The 18,048-nt window shown below is 58.7% G+C and carries 16 protein-coding genes and 1 riboswitch; of the genes, 8 read left to right on the top strand and 8 right to left on the bottom strand.

The window, feature by feature from the left end; all coding sequences use genetic code 11:
- Positions 1-40: 40 nt before the first annotated feature.
- On the bottom strand, positions 41-409 hold the full coding sequence (locus tag AB1748_RS03270; protein WP_013359773.1) for a diacylglycerol kinase: 369 nt from the start codon (positions 407-409) through the stop codon (positions 41-43).
- A gap of 128 nt (positions 410-537) precedes the next feature.
- On the opposite strand from AB1748_RS03270, the gene plsB reads away from it, so the two are divergent.
- A complete protein-coding gene (plsB, locus tag AB1748_RS03265; protein WP_293774337.1) occupies positions 538-2,961 on the top strand; it encodes a glycerol-3-phosphate 1-O-acyltransferase PlsB in 2,424 nt (807 codons plus the stop codon).
- A 112-nt stretch (positions 2,962-3,073) separates the two neighbouring features.
- Here the strand turns inward: plsB and ubiA are convergent, their stop codons facing one another.
- The 4 genes from ubiA to AB1748_RS03245 all read right to left on the bottom strand — a co-directional run bounded on the left by ubiA (position 3,074) and on the right by AB1748_RS03245 (position 5,754).
- On the bottom strand, positions 3,074-3,955 hold the full coding sequence (gene ubiA, locus AB1748_RS03260) for a 4-hydroxybenzoate octaprenyltransferase (protein WP_111141946.1): 882 nt from the start codon (positions 3,953-3,955) through the stop codon (positions 3,074-3,076).
- Between the two features lie 10 nt (positions 3,956-3,965).
- Entirely contained in the window at positions 3,966-4,478 is a 513-nt protein-coding gene (gene ubiC / locus AB1748_RS03255) for a chorismate lyase (RefSeq protein ID WP_111141945.1), read from the bottom strand.
- 86 nt (positions 4,479-4,564) lie between these two features.
- On the bottom strand, positions 4,565-4,975 hold the full coding sequence (psiE, locus tag AB1748_RS03250) for a phosphate-starvation-inducible protein PsiE (RefSeq protein WP_111141944.1): 411 nt from the start codon (positions 4,973-4,975) through the stop codon (positions 4,565-4,567).
- Positions 4,976-5,046: 71 nt separating this feature from the next.
- Positions 5,047-5,754 (bottom strand): UTRA domain-containing protein, encoded by a 708-nt coding sequence (locus tag AB1748_RS03245; RefSeq protein ID WP_111141943.1) that lies wholly within the window; start codon positions 5,752-5,754, stop codon positions 5,047-5,049.
- Between the two features lie 206 nt (positions 5,755-5,960).
- Between AB1748_RS03245 and AB1748_RS03240 the strand changes: the two genes are divergently transcribed.
- From AB1748_RS03240 to AB1748_RS03215, 6 genes are all read left to right on the top strand, one after another.
- Complete coding sequence (locus tag AB1748_RS03240; RefSeq protein WP_111141941.1) at positions 5,961-7,022, top strand: ABC transporter substrate-binding protein; 1,062 nt, start codon at positions 5,961-5,963, stop codon at positions 7,020-7,022.
- Positions 7,023-7,042: 20 nt separating this feature from the next.
- Positions 7,043-7,855 carry an alkaline phosphatase family protein gene (locus AB1748_RS03235; protein ID WP_111141939.1) on the top strand — a complete coding sequence of 271 codons (813 nt, stop codon included), beginning with the start codon at positions 7,043-7,045 and terminating at the stop codon, positions 7,853-7,855.
- The gene (locus AB1748_RS03230) at positions 7,852-8,697 is read left to right on the top strand and encodes an ABC transporter permease subunit (RefSeq protein ID WP_111141937.1); all 846 of its coding nucleotides are present in this window, start codon (positions 7,852-7,854) and stop codon (positions 8,695-8,697) included. The genes AB1748_RS03235 and AB1748_RS03230 overlap by 4 nt, the downstream gene beginning before the upstream one ends.
- Before the next feature lie 11 nt (positions 8,698-8,708).
- Positions 8,709-9,494, top strand: a complete 786-nt coding sequence (locus AB1748_RS03225) for an ABC transporter permease (RefSeq protein ID WP_111141935.1) — start codon at positions 8,709-8,711, stop codon at positions 9,492-9,494.
- A 2-nt stretch (positions 9,495-9,496) separates the two neighbouring features.
- A complete protein-coding gene (locus AB1748_RS03220; RefSeq protein WP_111141933.1) occupies positions 9,497-10,489 on the top strand; it encodes an ABC transporter ATP-binding protein in 993 nt (330 codons plus the stop codon).
- 108 nt (positions 10,490-10,597) lie between these two features.
- Positions 10,598-12,223: a Na/Pi cotransporter family protein gene (locus AB1748_RS03215; RefSeq protein WP_111141931.1), complete on the top strand. Its 1,626-nt coding sequence runs from the start codon at positions 10,598-10,600 to the stop codon at positions 12,221-12,223.
- Positions 12,224-12,295: 72 nt separating this feature from the next.
- Here the strand turns inward: AB1748_RS03215 and panS are convergent, their stop codons facing one another.
- From panS to lysC, 3 genes are all read right to left on the bottom strand, one after another.
- On the bottom strand, positions 12,296-13,219 hold the full coding sequence (gene panS, locus AB1748_RS03210) for a ketopantoate/pantoate/pantothenate transporter PanS (protein ID WP_367396003.1): 924 nt from the start codon (positions 13,217-13,219) through the stop codon (positions 12,296-12,298).
- Positions 13,220-13,411: 192 nt separating this feature from the next.
- Entirely contained in the window at positions 13,412-14,098 is a 687-nt protein-coding gene (gene aqpZ / locus AB1748_RS03205; RefSeq protein ID WP_304598438.1) for an aquaporin Z, read from the bottom strand.
- A 234-nt stretch (positions 14,099-14,332) separates the two neighbouring features.
- Complete coding sequence (lysC, locus tag AB1748_RS03200; RefSeq protein WP_367396002.1) at positions 14,333-15,685, bottom strand: lysine-sensitive aspartokinase 3; 1,353 nt, start codon at positions 15,683-15,685, stop codon at positions 14,333-14,335.
- A gap of 113 nt (positions 15,686-15,798) precedes the next feature.
- A riboswitch (Lysine riboswitch) is annotated at positions 15,799-15,991 on the bottom strand.
- Between the two features lie 380 nt (positions 15,992-16,371).
- Here lysC and pgi point away from each other — a divergent pair.
- A complete protein-coding gene (pgi, locus tag AB1748_RS03195; RefSeq protein ID WP_367396001.1) occupies positions 16,372-18,018 on the top strand; it encodes a glucose-6-phosphate isomerase in 1,647 nt (548 codons plus the stop codon).
- The last annotated feature ends 30 nt before the right edge of the window (positions 18,019-18,048 follow it).

Genomic DNA, 18,048 nt, shown 5'->3' with positions numbered 1-18,048 from the left:
TTGTCCCGCAAAACGCGGCTTCCGACGCGATATGGAACGCTTATCGCAAATGTGTCCAGAGCAGCGCGATCCAGACAAACAGAGCCAGTAGAATGCTGATCAGCACCGCGGCCGATCCCATATCTTTTGCCCGACCAGCCAGCGGATGATGCTCCTGACCGATGCGATCGACTACCGCTTCAATGGCACTGTTAAGGATTTCGACAATGACCACCAGCACCACGGACCCAATCATGAGGATACGTGAGACTACATCCACATCCAGCCAGCAGGCGATAATAATGGCAACCAGCGCGGCCAGCGCCTCCTGGCGAAATGCCGCTTCATGCTGCCAGGCGGCACGCAGCCCCTGCCATGAGTAACCTGCGGCTTTAACTATTCTGATAAGTCCGGTGGCGTTATTTGCCATGATGGGGGAACCCTTTCATCGTATTGACGTCAATGTCTGGGCTGCGTGCAATTCGCACCACCACAGATCTTCGCTGCACTTTCTGGTATGCTTGCGGCGCTTTGCTAACAAGAGGCTTCATGTTGTCTATGTCAGGTTGGCGTAAACTCTATTACAAACTGCTTAACTTACCACTGTCGTTTTTGGTAAAAAGTAAGGCCATTCCGGCCGATCCCGTGTCAGAACATGGTCTGGATCCGACCCGGCCTATTATGTATGTTTTGCCTTACGATTCGAAGGCCGACTTACTGACTTTGCGCGCCCAGTGTCTGCGGCATCATCTGCCCGATCCGCTCTCTCCGCTGGAGATTGACGGCGCGCTGCTGCCGCGTCACGTCTTTATTCACGATGGTCCGCGCGTTTTCCCCTATTTTGTGCCCAGCGTCGAATCCGTGAAAATCTTTCACGACTACCTCGATCTGCATCGAAACAATCCCACGCTGGATATTCAGATGCTGCCAGTCACCGTGATGTTTGGCCGCGCGCCGGGACGTGAAGTTCAGGGCGAGCCAACGCCCCATCTGCGGGTCCTGAACGGGGTACAGAAATTCTTTGCCGTCATCTGGCACGGACGCGACAGTTTTGTCCGCTTCTCGCCGACCGTTTCGCTGCGCCGTATGGCAACCGAACACGGAACGGACAAGTCGATCGCCCAGAAGCTGGCCCGCGTGGCCCGTATTCATTTTGCCCGTCAGCGGCTGGCCGCGATTGGCCCGCGTTTACCGGCGCGTCAGGATCTCTTTAATCGTCTGCTGCAATCCAAAGCGATTGAAAAAGCGGTAGAAGATGAAGCACGCAGCAAAAAGATCTCCCACGAGAAAGCGCAGCAGAATGCCATCGAGATGATGGAAGAGATTGCGGCCAACTTCTCCTATGAAGCAATTCGTGTCACTGACCGTGTCATGGGCTGGCTCTGGAGCCGTCTCTATCAGGGCATCAACGTCAACGGCGGCGAAAAAGTGCGTCAGCTGGCGCAGGATGGCCATGAGATCGTCTATGTGCCCTGTCATCGCAGCCACATGGATTATCTGCTGCTCTCCTATGTGCTCTACCATCAGGGTCTGGTGCCGCCGCATATCGCAGCCGGTATCAACCTCAACTTCTGGCCGGCTGGCCCGATTTTCCGTCGTCTGGGCGCGTTCTTTATCCGTCGTACCTTTAAGGGTAATAAGCTCTATGCCACGGTGTTCCGCGAATACCTCGGCGAGCTGTTTACCCGTGGCTATTCGGTTGAGTACTTTGTCGAAGGGGGCCGTTCACGCACCGGTCGCCTGCTGGACCCGAAAACCGGCACCCTGGCAATGACGCTACAGGCGATGCTGCGCGGCGGAAATCGCCCGATTACGCTGGTGCCGATCTACATCGGCTATGAGCATGTGATGGAAGTGGGGACTTACGCCAAAGAGCTGCGCGGCGCGGCGAAAGAGAAAGAGGGCTTCATGCAGATGGTACGGGGCTTACGCAAGCTGCGTAATCTCGGCCAGGGCTACGTTAACTTTGGCGAGCCGATGCCGCTGGTTAACTATCTCAACAAGCGCGTGCCGGAATGGCGCGACGACATCGATCCGATCGAGCCGCAGCGTCCGAGCTGGTTAACGCCGACCGTCAACGATATCGCTGCCAGCCTGATGGTGCGGATCAATGAAGCGGGCGCAGCCAATGCCATGAACCTCTGTGTCACCGCCCTGCTGGCGTCACGTCAGCGCTCACTAACGCGCGAACAGCTGATTGAGCAGCTGGCGTGCTACACCCAGCTTCTGCGCAATGTGCCTTACTCACCCAACGCGACGGTGCCCGATCTCTCAGCGGAAGCACTGCTGGATCACGCCATGGGCATGAACAAGTTTGAGAGTGAAAAGGACAGTATCGGTGACATCATCATTCTGCCGCGCGAGCAGGCGGTGCTGATGACCTACTATCGCAACAACATTCATCACATGCTGGTGATGCCGTCGCTGATTGCCGCCATTGTTCAGCAGCATCAGACGCTGAGCGAAGCCGAACTGCTGCGTCAGGTGAGCCTGATCTACCCGATGCTGAAGAGTGAGCTGTTCCTGCGCTGGCAGACCGATGAACTGCCGCAACTGCTGGCTGACCTGTGTCAGGAGCTGGCGCGTCAGGGCCTGATCACGCGCGAAGCCGGTGAGCTGCGCTTCACTGCGGCGCGCTACCGCACGCTGCAACTGCTGGCCGCCGGGGTGCGTGAAACGCTGCAGCGTTACGCTATTACCTTCTCCATTCTCAGTGCCAAGCCAACGATTAACCGTGGCACGCTGGAAAAAGAGAGCCGGACGCTGGCACAGCGACTGTCGGTACTGCACGGCATCAACGCACCGGAGTTCTTCGACAAAGCCGTCTTCACCTCGCTGGTACTGACGCTGCGCGACGAAGGGTATATCAGTGATCGCGGCGATGCCGATGTCGCGCAGACCCAGGCCACCTGGCACATTCTGGCAGACCTGGTGACCAATGACGTTCGCCTGACGATTGAAACCGCCGTGGCGCACGACTGACATCTGCCTGCAGATAAAAAGGCGACCTCATGAGGTCGCCTTTTTTATGCCTGAAATTCAGCCCGGAAGGCGCACGGCAGCAATGAACCGGCCTTTTATACCCGGAACGCTGTCAGAATAGCTGGCTGAACGGCGGCGTATTCATCAGCACGCCAAGGAACAGCACCATCCCGACATAGTTATTATTCAGGAACGCCTGAAAACAGGGCTGCCGTTCGCGCCCGGCGATCAGCTTCTGCTGATAAACAAACAGCGCCGCCGCCAGCAGCAGCGTCCAGTAGAAGGCACCATTCAGATGCAGCATCATCCCCACCAGCGCCATCAGCACCAGGGTCGCCAGCTGCAGCAGACCGATGATCAGCTTGTCAAAACGGCCAAACAGAATCGCGGTCGACTTCACGCCAATCTTCAGATCGTCATCCCTGTCCACCATCGCATACTGCGTATCATAGGCGACCGTCCAGCAGATATTGGCGATAAACACCAGCCAGCAGACGAGAGGTAAGGACTCACTAACTGCTGACCACGCCATGGGAATTGCCCAGCCAAAGGCAGCACCCAGCACCACCTGCGGCAGATGGGTATAACGCTTCATAAAGGGGTAAACCCAGGCCAGCGCCAGCCCGACGACGGAGAGCAGAATTGTCATCAGGTTCATGGTCAGCACCAGCGCAAAAGCCACCAGCGCCAGGATGACAAACAGCAGCTTCGCCTCTCTGGCGCTCACCGCCCCGCTGGCCAGAGGCCGATGCTTTGTGCGCTCAACGTGCCCATCCACCTTACGGTCGGCATAGTCATTGATCACGCAACCGGCCGCACGCATTACGAACACACCGGCGACAAAAACCGCCAGCACCGGCAGCGGCGGCACGGCCATATCCGCCAGCCACAACGCCCAGAGCGTTGGCCACATCAGCAGCAGCGTCCCGATCGGTTTGTCGATACGCATCAGGCGGGCGTAAGCCCGCCATTTCATGGTCATACTATTTTGCACTACAGAGCCCTCAGTCCCGATCACGATAGAATGGCGATGCGGGTAAAAATAGTTCAGTCAGCAACAGCGGTTTGCCGGAGAGACGCAGGCGCGAACGCCGCCCCCACAATCCCTCCACCTGCCCCGGCTCTATAAAATCGCGGGTCAGCGTCGATGAGGAGAAAAGATAGCGGCCCAGAGGACGGGTGCCGAGCTGTTGCAGCATCGCCTCCGGCCCGTTGAGGGTGCTTTCCGGCACCAGCGTGCGGCCCGCCAGCCAGGGCTGATCGTCGCCGAACAGCAGCACTTCACGCAGCCAGAAGCGTTCATCATCTGGCAACAGCGCCCTCTCCTCAGCCAGTTCGCTGGCGTTGATAAAGCCTTCTCGCAGCGGCTGAACCGTGACCCGCTGACAATGCTGTTCAAAACGGCGCGTCATCGAATCCTCCTCCATCAGCCAGTCGAGCAAAGATGGCGCAGGGGCAGCCTGCGACGGCGAAAGCCAGTTGAGCGCACGTAATAAGCTGAGCGCGTCTTGCGACATAGCACCACTCCCGGTAATTTTCAGGTCGGTAGTTTAGCGCAGAGCGGCGATGCGAACACCTGCCGTCGTGTCAGACGGCAGAGAGATTACTCGCGTTTCAGCCGGTTACTGTTTGCCAGCCACAGCGTGATTACCAGAATCAGTATCGCGGCCGAGTAGCAGAGCGTATCGAAGGGATTTTTATGGTCGACGATGATCAGCCGGATAATGGCCGTGATGCCGATATAGACAAAGTAGCGCAGCGGAAAGTGATAGCCTGACTGAAAGTACTTCACAATCAGCGCAATAAACTCGAAATAGAGGAAATAGATGACGATTCCCTCAATCAGCAGGTAGGAAGAGGCCTGCTCGCCGGTATTAAACAGCACGTTTGCCAGGTGGATCGTCTCTTTGCCCAGGAAGACGATAAGGATAATCGCCAGACTCAGCAGGCCCAGATTCAGCACCCACTGCAGCAGCGTGGCAAGGTGGCGGGCAAACGGATTTTTGTCACTCATGTTGCGCCTTAAAAAAGAGGTTATCAGCGCGCGCTATCATGCGCGAGTGTGACGCAAATCACAATATTGACTCAGGCTTCCACATCCACGCAGAGCGCATCGTAACGCCAGTATTCGCAGTCGCAGTCAATCACTTCCCGATGCTGGTTGCGATTGATGCGGGTGATCAGCAGTCCGGGACTGCCGGATGCCACATTCAGCGTCGGTGCGGCGATCTCCGGTAACGGACCGGGCAGGATGGTGAAGCGCGCCCCGCCGTAACGGATGCCGTAACGCTGGTCGTAGAGATCGGTCAGTGAACGCGTCAGGTCTTCGCCGAGCAAATCCGGGAAAAAACGGGGATTGAGGTAGTGTTCGACATAGAGCACCGCGCGTCCATCGATACGCCGCAGGCGGCGGATGCAGTAAACCGCCGAACCCGGCGTCAGCTGCAACGCGGTCGCCACGCTCTCGTGCGCCGCGACCTCTTCAGCGGCGATCACTTCGGTGGTCGCCTGCCGTCCCTGCGCGAGCGCCATGGCATGAAAATGGCTGTGATGCAGCGGGTTATAGATCAGCCGCGGCGGTGCAATAAACCAGCCGCGCCGCAGTTCCCGGTAGATCACCCCCTGCGCTTCCAGCTTGCCCAGTGCTTCCCGCAGAGTGATGCGGGTAGTGCTGAACGCCTCGCTCAGGGCACGCTCGGCGGGCAGCCGTCCGCCGCTGAACTCGCCAGAGTGGATGCGCGTCAGCAGGGCGCTGGCGATCGCGTCCGCCGATTTGAGTGCTGGTGACTCCACAACAGTAGCCTCATTTTAGTGCGACCCCGCACACTTACTGTTCAGGTAAACATGCCATCGACCGGCTGACCGGCCGCCGCTTTCTCTCCCCATTCCCCGCCCCGCGCCGCCTTGTCATAAATCGTTCATATACAGGGGCTACATTGGCTCGGTTCTTGCTGGACTAGACCAGTCAGGCCCATCAACTTACACCCGGAGCAACTGAGATGAAAGCGTTTATCGCCTCTGTAGTAGCCAGTGCTGTTGTGCTTACCCTGCCCGTTGCGCAGGCCGCCGATAACGACCCTGCCGCGCTGGAAAAAGCCGCACGCAGTGAAGGTCAGGTCAACAGCGTCGGGATGCCGGACAGCTGGGCCAACTGGAAAGAGACCTGGCAGGACATCAGCAGCAAATATGGCCTGAAGCACAGCGACACGGATATGTCGTCGGCTCAGGAGCTGGCCAAGTTCGAGGCGGAGAAAGAGAACGCCAGTGCTGATATCGGTGACGTCGGTGCCGCCTTTGGTCCCATTGCCGTGGCTAAAGGCGTGACCCAGCCCTACAAACCCACCCACTGGGATCAGATCCCGGACTGGGCCAAAGATAAAGAGGGACACTGGGCGCTGGCCTATACCGGCACCATTGCCTTTCTGATCGACAAGCAGCAGGTCAAAGATATTCCCCACAGCTGGGCCGATCTGAAGAAAGGTAAGTATGTGGTTACTATCGGCGACGTCGGCGTGGCAGCTCAGGCGGCTAACGGCGTACTGGCGGCAAACTACGCGCTGGGCGGCGATGAGAAGAACCTGAAACCGGCGCTGGCCTTCTTTGCGGATTTGGCAAAACAGGGACGTCTTGGCGTGACCGATCCGGTGATCGCTAACATCGAAAAGGGTGAAGTGCAGATGGCGGTCGTATGGGACTTCAACGCCCTGAACTACCGTGACCAGATCGACAAAAATCGCTATGAAGTGGTGATCCCCTCTGACGGTTCAGTGACCTCCGGCTACACCACCCTTATCAACAAATATGCAAAACACCCAAACGCCGCGAAACTGACCCGCGAATATATCTTCTCCGATCAGGGGCAGATCAACCTGGCGAAGGGCTATGCCCGCCCGATCCGTGCTGAGCATCTGACGCTGCCGGCGGACGTTCAGGCTCGCCTGCTACCGCAATCGGAATATAAAAACGCCCGTCCGGTTAAGGACCAGACTGCATGGGATAAATCGTCGAAAATGCTGCCGCGCCTGTGGCAGGAAAACGTCATCATCAACATGCAGCAGTAGCCGCTGGCGGGGAGAACGGAATGAAAACGATCCTGGTGGTGCTGGACGGCCTGAGCAATCAGGTGGCGCAACATGCAATGGGTTATCTGCATGCCGAATGTTCGCAGGGCAACGGCTTCTATTACCGTATGACCTGTGAGCTGCCGTCACTGTCGCGCCCGCTTTATGAGTGCATTCTGACTGGTGTTCCGCCGGTCAGAAGCGGCATTATTCATAATGGCGTCAGCCGGTTGAGTCGCGAACGCAGCGTATTTCACTTTGCGCGGGCCGCCGGACTGACGACGGCGGCGGCCGCCTACCACTGGGTAAGTGAGCTCTATAACCGGACCCCGTTCGTTCCGGCGCGCGACCGTCACACCGACGCGCCGGACCTGCCCATTCAGTATGGCCATTTTTACTCTGACGACAGCTATCCCGACTCGCATCTGTTTGAAGATGCAGAGAGTCTGCGGCTGCGTCACGATCCCGATTTTCTGCTGATCCACCCGATGAACATCGACGATGCCGGGCATAAGTCGGGGCTCTGCTCGCCCCAGTATCGCAACCGGGCGCGCATCGCCGACGGCCTGCTGTCGCAGTGGATGCCTTCGTGGCTGGCGGAAGGCTATCAGGTGATGGTCACGGCTGATCACGGCATGAACGACGACCGCTCCCACGGCGGGATCCTGCCGGAGGAGACCACCGTGCCGCTGTTTGTCTTTGGCCGCGCGTTCTCGCTACAGCCGGACCTTGCGCCGCAGCAGACCGACCTCTGCGGCACCCTGTGCGAGCTGCTGGCGGTCGCGCATGATAAGCCGGTCTGTCGCGGACTGCTGGCGGAGTGGCCACGATGAAAGGCAAAGGGATCGCGCTATTGCTGCTGCTGCCTTTCACCCTGTTCTGGGTCGCCTTTCAGCTGGCCCCGCTGCTGTGGATCGCCATCAACAGCTTCTGGAGTGAGATGAACAGCCAGTGGGGCTGGGATAACTATCGGGATATCCTGACCTCGCCCTTCTATCAGCAGGCGTTCCGCTTTTCGCTGGATATCTCGTTCTGGTCAAGCCTGTATGGATTACTGATTGCGCTGGTGACCGGCTATTCACTGCATCAGCTCGGCGGCGGGCGGCTGCAGCGTTTTCTGCTCTCCTTTACCAACATGACCAGCAACTTTGCCGGGGTGCCACTCGCCTTCGCCTTTGTGATCCTGCTGGGGCTGAACGGCTGCCTGACGCTGCTGCTGCGCCACTATGGTGTGATTGAGAGCTTCCGGCTCTTTTCGCGCAACGGCATGGTGCTGGTTTACACCTGGTTCCAGATCCCGCTTGGCGTACTGCTGCTCTATCCGGCGTTCGACGGACTGAAGAAGGAGTGGCAGGAATCGGCGGCGCTGCTGGGTGCCAGCCGCTGGCGCTACGGGTGGCACATCGGCCTGCCGATTCTCTTTCCGGCGCTGATCGGGACGTTTGTCATCCTGCTGGCGAATGCGCTGGGCGCCTATGCCACGATATACGCCCTGACCACCGGCAACTTTAACGTGGTGCCGGTGCGCATTGCCGCGCTGGTCTCCGGCGATATTTCGCTGGACCCTGACACCGGCAGCGCGCTGGCCATGCTGCTGGTGGCGATCATGGCGCTGATCACCCTGGTGCAGCAATATCTGGTGCGCCGCAGCTATCTCAATGCGAAGCAGCCATGAAAGGAGCCGCCATGTCACGCGCCGAACACCTCTATCACCGCATCATGGTCGGGCTGCTTTTTACCCTGCTGGCGCTGCCGCTGCTGGCAACGCTGCTCTATGCGCTCTCATCCGACTGGAGCAACACCATTCTGCCGCAGGGCTATAGCCTGAAGTGGTTCATCCAGCTCTGGAGCGACCCGCGCTTTCTGACGGCGCTGGGGCACTCTCTGCTGATCTGTTTCGGCGCGCTGCTCTTCTCGCTGGTGCTGATGCTGCCTGCCATGTTTGTGATCGCTTACTATTATCCCCGGCTGGATGCGGTGATGAATGTGCTGATCCTGATGCCCTTCGCCGTGCCCCCCGTCGTCTCCTCTGTAGGACTGCTGCAACTTTACTCCGCCTCCCCGCTGATGCTGACCGGCACACCCTGGATCTTAATCGGCTGCTATTTCACTATCGCGCTGCCCTTTATCTATCGGGCGCTGGCAAATAATATGCAGACGATCAACCTCAAAGAGCTGATCGATGCCGCACAGCTGCTGGGGGCCAGCACCTGGCAGGCGGCGCTGTGGGTCGTGCTGCCCAATCTGCGCAAAGGGATGCTGATTGCCGTACTGCTCTCGTTCTCCTTTCTGATCGGCGAGTTTGTCTTCGCCAATATTCTGGTCGGCAACCGCTATGAAACCCTGCAGGTTTACCTCTTCAACATGCGCAACGGCAGCGGCCACTTCACCAGCGCGCTGGTGATCTCCTATTTCGTCGTGGTGCTGCTGGTCACCTGGCTGGCTAACGCCCTGAATCCTGAGCGAGGCTGAATATGAGTTATCTGGAAGTCAGAGAGCTGAATAAGTCCTATGGTCCCACACCCATTTTTGAGCAGATCGATTTCAGTGCCGCAGAAGGGGAATTTGTTACCCTGCTGGGCCCGAGCGGCTGCGGCAAATCGACGCTGCTGCGCTGCCTGGCGGGCCTGACCGGCGTCGACAGCGGCGAGATCCGGCTGGAGGGCAAAGATATCGTGCCGCTGGCTCCGCAGAAGCGGGCGATCGGCATGGTGTTTCAGAGCTATGCGCTGTTTCCTAACATGACGGTGGAGAAGAACGTCGCGTTCGGCCTGAAGATGCAGAAACTGCCCGGGGCGCAGATCCGCCAGCGGGTGATGGAGGTGCTGGAGCTGGCAGAACTCAGCGACTATGCACGCCGCTATCCGCATCAGCTTTCGGGCGGGCAGTGTCAGCGCGTGGCGCTGGCGCGGTCGCTGGTGACGCGCCCGCGTCTGCTGCTGCTGGATGAGCCGCTGTCGGCGCTGGACGCGCGCATTCGACGCCACCTGCGCGATCAGATCCGGCGTATTCAGCGCGAGCTGAAACTGACTACCCTCTTCGTCACGCACGATCAGGAGGAGGCGCTGACGCTCTCCGACCGCATCGTGCTGATGAATCGCGGAAAAATCGTGCAGAACGGCGATGCGGAGGCGCTTTACACTCAGCCGGTCGATCTTTTTGCCGCCGGGTTTATCGGCAACTACAACCTGCTGAGCGCCGGAGAGGCAACGCGGCTGACCGGCCAGCCTTTCAGCAGCCAGGTTGCCATCCGCCCTGAGTCGATGCGGTTTACCGCACCGGGCGAGGGAATAGCGGCTGAAATCCTCAGCCACAGCCTGCTGGGCAACGTCATCCGCTACCGTATCCGGGCAAACGGGGTCGAACTTTCGGTGGATGTGCTGAACCGCTCGGCGGCCGATTTGCATCCCGCGGGCAGTCAGATTGGTCTACAATTGGAGATGTCGACTTTGCGCCAGGTGGCTTAAAACACAGGAAAAAATCACGCACAGCGCGGCAATCCCCCTTCGCAGATTGCGCTTCCCGTCAGGCTGGCAGTCTGTGCTTTGCGCCTGACGAACGAGGAGCGATGCCCCGTGTTAACTCTGCTTAATCTGCTCTCTGCCGTAGCCCTGCTGGTCTGGGGCACCCACATTGTACGAACCGGTATCATGCGGGTCTACGGCGCGGATCTGCGGCGGGTCCTGAGCCGCAGCATCGAAAAAAAACCCATGGCTTTTCTGGCGGGCATTGGCGTGACCACACTGGTGCAGAGCAGCAATGCCACTACCTTACTGGTCACCTCCTTTGTGGCGCAGAATCTGGTCAGCCTGACGCCCGCGCTGGTGGTGATTCTGGGCGCCGACGTTGGCACCGCGATCATGGCGCGTATCCTGACGTTTGATCTCTCCTGGCTCTCACCGCTGTTTATCTTTTTTGGCGTGGTCTTTTTCCTCAGCCGCAAGCAGACGCGCGCTGGTCAGCTGGGCCGCGCCAGCATCGGACTGGGTCTGATCCTGCTGGCGCTGCAGCTGATCGTCGCGGCGGCGCGTCCGATAACCCAGGCTTCCGGTGTTCAGGTCCTCTTCTCCAGCCTGACCGGTGACGTGATGCTTGATGCGCTGCTGGGTGCGGTCTTCGCCATCATCAGCTACTCCAGCCTGGCCGCCGTGCTGATCACCGCTACGCTGACCGCCACCGGCGTGATCTCGTTTAAGGTGGCGCTCTGTCTGGTCATCGGTGCCAATCTGGGCAGCGGCCTGCTGGCGATGATCAACGCCAGCGGATCCAATGCGGCGGGCAAACGCGTGGCGCTTGGCAGTCTGCTGTTTAAATTCATCGGCTGCATCCTGGTCCTGCCGTTTGTCGATATTGTGGCGCACTGGCTCGATAAGCTGCCGGTTAACGATGAAGAGTTAGTGATCTTCTTCCATGTGTTTTACAACCTGATCCGCTGTGTGGCGATGGTGCCCCTGACTGACCAGATGGCGCGTCTCTGTCGTCGCCTGATCGCCGACGATATCGACACCACGCTGCATCTCAAACCCAGACACCTCGATCGCAGCGCGCTGGACACGCCCGCACTGGCCCTGGTGAACGCTGCCCGCGAGGCGCTGCGCATCGGAGATGTGCTGGAGCAGATGCTGGAGGCTTTCAGCAAGGTGGTGCACGGCGAATCCCGCGAGGAGCGCACGGTCCGGCGGCTGGATGATGATGTGGATGTGCTCTATACCGCCATCAAACTCTATCTGGCACGGATGCCGAAAGAGGATCTGCCCGAAGAGGATTCGCGCCGCTGGGGAGAGATTATCGAGATGTCACTGAACCTGGAGCAGGCCGGGGACATCATCGAACGGATGAGTGGCGATGTTGCCGATAAATCACTGGCGGCAGGCCGTGCCTTCTCTGCCGAGGGATTAAAAGAGCTGGAGGGGTTACTGGAGCAGTTACTCGCTAACCTCAGAATGAGTCTGTCGGTGTTTCTGTCGCACGATGTCACCAGCGCCAGACGTCTGCGCCGCGCAAAACACCGCTTCCGCCTGATGATCCGCCGCTACTCGCACGCGCACGTCGATCGGCTGCATCAGCAGAACGTGCAGAGCATCGAAACCAGTTCGCTGCATCTCGGTCTGCTCGGCGACATGAAGCGTCTTAACTCCCTGTTCTGCAGCGTGGCCTACACCGTGCTGGAGCAGCCCGACGATGAACGTGATTATGAATAGGCCGCGAGCAGCCTGAACCGCCGGTTGCGCCGGAGTCTGGCGCAACCGGGATCGCCCCGCTATCCTGCGACGTCAGGGTGCCTTTTTCTTAATCGCTTTTCCCGACCAGTAGCCCGCCAGCAGTGAGCCAGAGAGGTTGTGCCACACCGAGAACAGCGCGCCCGGCAGAGCGGCCAGCGGCGAGAAGTAGAGCTTGCCCAGCGTTGCCGCCAGACCGGAGTTCTGCATACCCACTTCCAGCGCCAGGGTGCGGCAGGTGGATTCATCGAAGCCAAACAGCTTACCGCCCCAGTAGCCGCCCAGCAGGCCGATCGCGTTATGCAGGATCACCGCCGCGATCACCATCAGGCCTACCGATCCGATAAAACCCTGACTGCCCGCAACGACCGCGCTGATGATCAGCAGAATACAGATCATCGAAAACGCAGGCAGCCACGGCTCTACCCGGCGAACCACGCTGTTCATGCTGTGATGAATGATCAATCCCAGGGTAATCGGGATCACGACGATCTTCACGATGCTCAGCAGCATACCCGCCACATCCACCTGAATGTGAGTATCCACGTAGAAGCGGGTCAGCAGCGGCGTAGCGAACACCCCCACCAGCGCCGAAACCGAGGAGATGGTCACCGACAGCGCCACATCCCCTTTCGCCAGATAGATCATCACGTTGCTGGCGGTGCCGCTGGCCACGCTGCCCACCAGGATCATGCCGGCGGCCAGATCGGGCGGCATATGGAATAGTTTTGCCAGTCCCCAGGCCGCGAGCGGCATGACCAGATAGTGCAGAAAGGTGCCGGCGATCACCGGCGCAGGCCGGATCAATACCCGTTTAAAATCATCGATATTCAGGGTCACCCCCATACCGAACATAATCAGCATCAGCAGATAGGTGACCCAGGGGCCGATGCCGAGAAAGGTGACTGGCGAGTAATACGCCGCGGCGGATAACAACACGGCCCAGAGCGGGAACAGGCGGGTCAGGGTGGCGAGCATAGCCAGACTTCCTTATAAGAATGTGATGTTTTATGCAGGATTTCCCTGTCGGAGCGTCAGACAGGAACGACTGCCGTGACGAGGGCGGGATCATAACATCTCAGGATCGGGACGTAAGGCGAAGATCGGGCGAGGCGGGAAAATGCGGATCGACTGCTGCCGATCCGCAGGATATCGACGAAATTACGCTGCTTATTCCTGTAAACCGCGGTAGATCAAACCACCGATCACTGCACCGATAACCGGCATCAACCAGAACATCCAGAGCTGAGAGAGCGCCCAGCCGCCCTGGAACAGCGCGGCCGCGGTGCTGCGGGCCGGATTCACCGAGGTGTTGGTTACCGGAATGCTGACCAGATGGATCAGGGTTAACGCCAGGCCAATCGCCACAGGCGCGAAGCCTTTCGGCGCGCGTTCGCTGGTAGCGCCCATGATGACAATCAGGAAGATAGCGGTCATTACCCCTTCAGTGATCATGCCCGCCTGCAGGCTGAAGCCGCCTGGCGAATGTTCGCCATAACCATTTGCCGCGAAGCCACTCACCGTGGCATTGAAGTCACCTTTGCCGCTGGCGATCAGATAGAGCACTGCGCCCGCAGCGATGCCGCCCGCCAGTTGCGCAAGAATATAGGGGATGGCCTGTGACGCCGGAAAACGGCCGCCCGCCACTAATCCCAGGGTGACCGCCGGATTAAAGTGACCGCCGGAGATATGCCCCACCGCGTACGCCATGACCAGCACGCTCAGCCCGAAAGCCAGCGCCACGCCCGTGAAGCCGATGCCCAGCTCAGGGAACGCCGCGTCCAGAATGGCGCTCCCACAACCGCCCGCCACCAGTACGAACGTACCCAGCGCCTCTGCGACTAACCTTTTCATGATATTTCCTAAATTTGGGTGAATTGATTCAGCGGCGGGATTATAAATCTGCGCAAGGGGAGCGCAACGGAGGTGCACGAAATGCGCAAAGAAATGGGTTGCCATTTGACAACGAGTAATCTAAGAAATTGTTTTTGCTTATTTTATTAAGACTATTGCAACGAGGAAGGACCGGACAAAAATCGGGCACTCAGGCATGGTTCAGGCCGCGCGAACGCGGCCTGAGGGCAAGGCGTTTTACTCGAACAGGTTGTGATGCAACGTCCGCACCACGCTTTCAGCGTCATCGCCCGGCACCAGGAAGCAGAGGTTGTAGCTGCTGGCACCGTAGCAGATCATCCGCAGGTTGAAGGGATCCAGCACACCAAACACCTCTTTGCCAACGCCGCAGGCTTTTGACAGCTGGTTACCAATAATCGCCACCAGCGCCAGATCTTCTTCCACCTCAACCCGGCACAGCGACGAGAGTTCCGTCAGCAGCGCCTGGGTCAGCAGGCTGCCACTGGTTGAGGTGGAGCCGGTGGTGTCCAGCGTCAGCGCCACGCTCACTTCGGAGGTGGTAATGAGATCAACAGAGACGTTGTGACGCGCCAGAATCGCGAAGAGTTCGGCGAGGAACCCAAAGGTGTGCAGCATGTTCAGACTGTGCAGCGTGAGCAGCGTCTGCTTGCGACGCAGCGCCAGCGCACGGAACAGCGGCGGGTTACGGGTTTCATTGCAGACGCGGGTGCCGCCCGCCGCCGGGTCCTTGCTGGAGCCGACGAAGACCGGAATGCCGCGGCGGACAGCAGGCAGCAGCGTCGCCGGATGCAGCACTTTCGCCCCGAAGGTCGCCATTTCGGCGGCTTCTTCGAACGTAATCTCATCAATGCGTTTTGCCGTTGGCACCACGCGTGGGTCGGTCGTGTAGATGCCCGGCACATCGGTCCAGATATCCACCCGCGCGGCGTGGAGGGCTTCGCCCAGCAGCGCGGCGGTGTAATCACTGCCGCCACGGCCCAGGGTCGTCGTGCGCCCTTCACTTTCGCTGCCAATAAAGCCCTGTGTCACCACCAGCGCCTGTGCAATGCGCGGCTGCAGCTGTGTCGTCGCCTGCTCCGCCAGCACTGCGACGTCCGGTGCGGCCCGGCCAAAGCGATCGTCTGTGCGCATCACCTTGCGGACATCAAACCATTCGGCGTTAACCTGACGTTCACGCAGAATTTCCACAAACAGCAGCGTAGACATCAGCTCGCCGTGGCTGACCAGTTCATCGGTCAGGGCGTGTGAGTTGGCCAGCGAAGCGGCTTCGGAGAGCATGCTGATATTGTCGATCATCCGATCGATTTCCTCGCGGATCACCGCCGGACGCTGCAGACGATCAACGATGGCGTACTGGATGCGGCGGATATCGTCCAGCAGCGTTGCGCGCTGGGCAGCCGGCTGGCCTTCGGCCAGCGCCACCAGCAGATTGGTAATGCCCGCCGAGGCGGAAAGCACCACCAGGCGCGTGCTGGCGTCCTGCAGAACCACATCGGCGCTGCGGTTCATCGCTTCAAAATCGGCCACGCTGGTGCCGCCGAATTTTGCCACAATCAGAGTTTGAGACATGTAGGACCTCGTGTCAGGTTATCTTGTTCTCGCCGCAGAAAGGGTCGAGAAACATTCTTTCAGCCAGGCACAAGGAAAGAGCAGAAACGGGCAGACCAGATCGGGTAGACGAGTCACCCAGAAGCGCCCCACCTTGCGAAACGTCGACTGCAGACGTTTCTGGTGACAACCCAGAGGATTCAGCCCCTGTAGCCGACAGACAACACACCGCGTGCTGAACCGCCTCGGCGTCGCTCCCCATTATGTGTTTTCACCGGATACGGCTCCTCCAACACACTGCCTGGGCGACGCGCCTCTTCTGGCTTGCGCACAGGTGCGCAAGTAGGCGCATAGATTTAGCCTTTTCTGGCCCTGCTGTCAACGCCAGTGAGGCCCGGAATGTCGCATCAGAAAACAAATTACCCTCTGTCGCAGCGGCTACAGTGCTTAATGGGTTCAGCCTGTGCAGTAATCCCTGATAATGCACAACGTTTTATGCCCGCTTTCGCGGCACACTTTGCCGCGTCGGGCTGGGCGCTTCGCACCACTTAATGCTGGCGATAAGCGTCCGCTGTTCCGTGCGCCCGCCCGCCGGGCACTGACAAAATTTTTCCTTTCAGTTACAACTGTGGTCATACTGAAACGCTAAATGGGCAGGATCTGCCTCCGATGGAATGACGGTTCTTAATATCAACAAGAGTGTTGCCATGAAAAATATCAATCCGACACAAACCGCAGCCTGGAAAGCGCTGCAACAGCATTTTGAGCAGATGAAATCGGTAGAAATCGCCGATCTGTTCGCCCAGGATGCCGATCGTTTTGCCAAATTCTCTGCCACCTTTGATGATCAGATGCTGGTGGATTTCTCCAAAAACCGCATCACCCAGGACACCCTCGATAAGTTACAGGCGCTGGCCAGAGAGACCGATCTGAGCAGTGCCATTCACGCGATGTTTTCCGGCGAGAAGATTAACCGTACCGAAGATCGCGCGGTGCTGCACGTCGCCCTGCGCAACCGGAGCAATACGCCGATTCTGGTAGATGGCAAAGATGTGATGCCGGAAGTCAATGCGGTGCTGGAGAAGATGAAAGCCTTCTCCGAACGTATCATCAGCGGCGAGTGGAAAGGCTATACCGGTAAGCCGATCACCGATGTGGTGAATATCGGCATCGGCGGCTCCGATCTGGGTCCGTTTATGGTGACCGAGGCGCTGCGCCCGTACAAAAACCATCTGAACATGCATTTTGTCTCCAACGTTGACGGCACCCACATCGCCGAAACGCTGAAAGATCTCAGCCCGGAAACCACGCTGTTCCTGGTCGCCTCGAAGACCTTCACTACCCTGGAAACCATGACCAACGCCCACAGCGCGCGCGACTGGTTCCTGAAGACAGCCGGTGACCAGCAGCATGTTGCTAAACACTTCGCGGCACTGTCAACCAACGCCAAAGCGGTGGGTGAATTTGGTATCGACACGAACAACATGTTTGAATTCTGGGACTGGGTGGGCGGCCGCTATTCACTCTGGTCAGCCATCGGCCTGTCGATCATCCTCTCCATCGGCTTCGACAACTTTGAGCAGCTGCTGAGCGGCGCACACGCTATGGACCAGCACTTCGCCTCTGCCCCGGCGGAACAGAACCTGCCGATCCTGCTGGCGCTGATTGGCATCTGGTACAACAATTTCTTCGGTGCCGAAACTGAAGCTATTCTGCCTTACGACCAGTACATGCACCGCTTTGCTGCCTACTTCCAGCAGGGCAATATGGAGTCGAACGGTAAGTATGTGGATCGCGACGGTCATCCGGTGGATTACCAGACCGGCCCTATCATCTGGGGTGAACCAGGCACCAATGGTCAGCACGCCTTCTATCAGCTGATCCATCAGGGCACCAAGCTGGTCCCATGTGACTTTATCGCGCCCGCCATCACCCACAATGCGCTCGCAGATCACCATCCGAAGCTGCTCTCAAACTTCTTTGCCCAGACCGAGGCGCTGGCGTTTGGTAAGTCACGCGACGTGGTCGAGAAAGAGTTTACCGATGCCGGTAAGTCTGCTGAGTCCGTGGCCCATATCGTGCCGTTCAAGGTATTTGAGGGTAACCGCCCGACCAACTCCATTCTGCTGCGTGAGATTACGCCTTACAGCCTGGGCGCGCTGATTGCCCTGTATGAGCATAAGATCTTCACTCAGGGCGCTATCCTGAATATCTTCACCTTCGATCAGTGGGGTGTGGAATTAGGTAAGCAGCTGGCGAACCGCATTCTGCCGGAACTGGAAAACGACGACGAGGTTACTTCGCACGACAGTTCCACCAATGCCTTAATTAACCGCTATAAGTCCTGGCGTTAATCGGCGTTAAATGAACAGGGCAGCCATCGC

This window comes from Pantoea sp. Ep11b (genome assembly GCF_040783975.1).
Classification (GTDB): domain Bacteria; phylum Pseudomonadota; class Gammaproteobacteria; order Enterobacterales; family Enterobacteriaceae; genus Pantoea.
The sequence above is the reverse complement of the archived record's forward strand: the minus strand, read 5'-3'. Positions and strand labels throughout refer to the sequence as shown.

Bases quoted from the DNA above. Each gene is read 5' to 3' on its own strand.
- AB1748_RS03270 (WP_013359773.1), bottom strand. From the start codon at position 409: ATGGCAAATAACGCCACCGGACTTATCAGAATAGTTAAAGCCGCAGGT.
- plsB (WP_293774337.1), top strand. From the start codon at position 538: ATGTCAGGTTGGCGTAAACTCTATTACAAACTGCTTAACTTACCACTG.
- ubiC (WP_111141945.1), bottom strand. From the start codon at position 4,478: ATGTCGCAAGACGCGCTCAGCTTATTACGTGCGCTCAACTGGCTTTCG.
- psiE (WP_111141944.1), bottom strand. From the start codon at position 4,975: ATGAGTGACAAAAATCCGTTTGCCCGCCACCTTGCCACGCTGCTGCAG.
- AB1748_RS03240 (WP_111141941.1), top strand. From the start codon at position 5,961: ATGAAAGCGTTTATCGCCTCTGTAGTAGCCAGTGCTGTTGTGCTTACC.
- AB1748_RS03235 (WP_111141939.1), top strand. From the start codon at position 7,043: ATGAAAACGATCCTGGTGGTGCTGGACGGCCTGAGCAATCAGGTGGCG.
- AB1748_RS03230 (WP_111141937.1), top strand. From the start codon at position 7,852: ATGAAAGGCAAAGGGATCGCGCTATTGCTGCTGCTGCCTTTCACCCTG.
- AB1748_RS03225 (WP_111141935.1), top strand. From the start codon at position 8,709: ATGTCACGCGCCGAACACCTCTATCACCGCATCATGGTCGGGCTGCTT.
- AB1748_RS03220 (WP_111141933.1), top strand. From the start codon at position 9,497: ATGAGTTATCTGGAAGTCAGAGAGCTGAATAAGTCCTATGGTCCCACA.
- panS (WP_367396003.1), bottom strand. From the start codon at position 13,219: ATGCTCGCCACCCTGACCCGCCTGTTCCCGCTCTGGGCCGTGTTGTTA.
- lysC (WP_367396002.1), bottom strand. From the start codon at position 15,685: ATGTCTCAAACTCTGATTGTGGCAAAATTCGGCGGCACCAGCGTGGCC.
- pgi (WP_367396001.1), top strand. From the start codon at position 16,372: ATGAAAAATATCAATCCGACACAAACCGCAGCCTGGAAAGCGCTGCAA.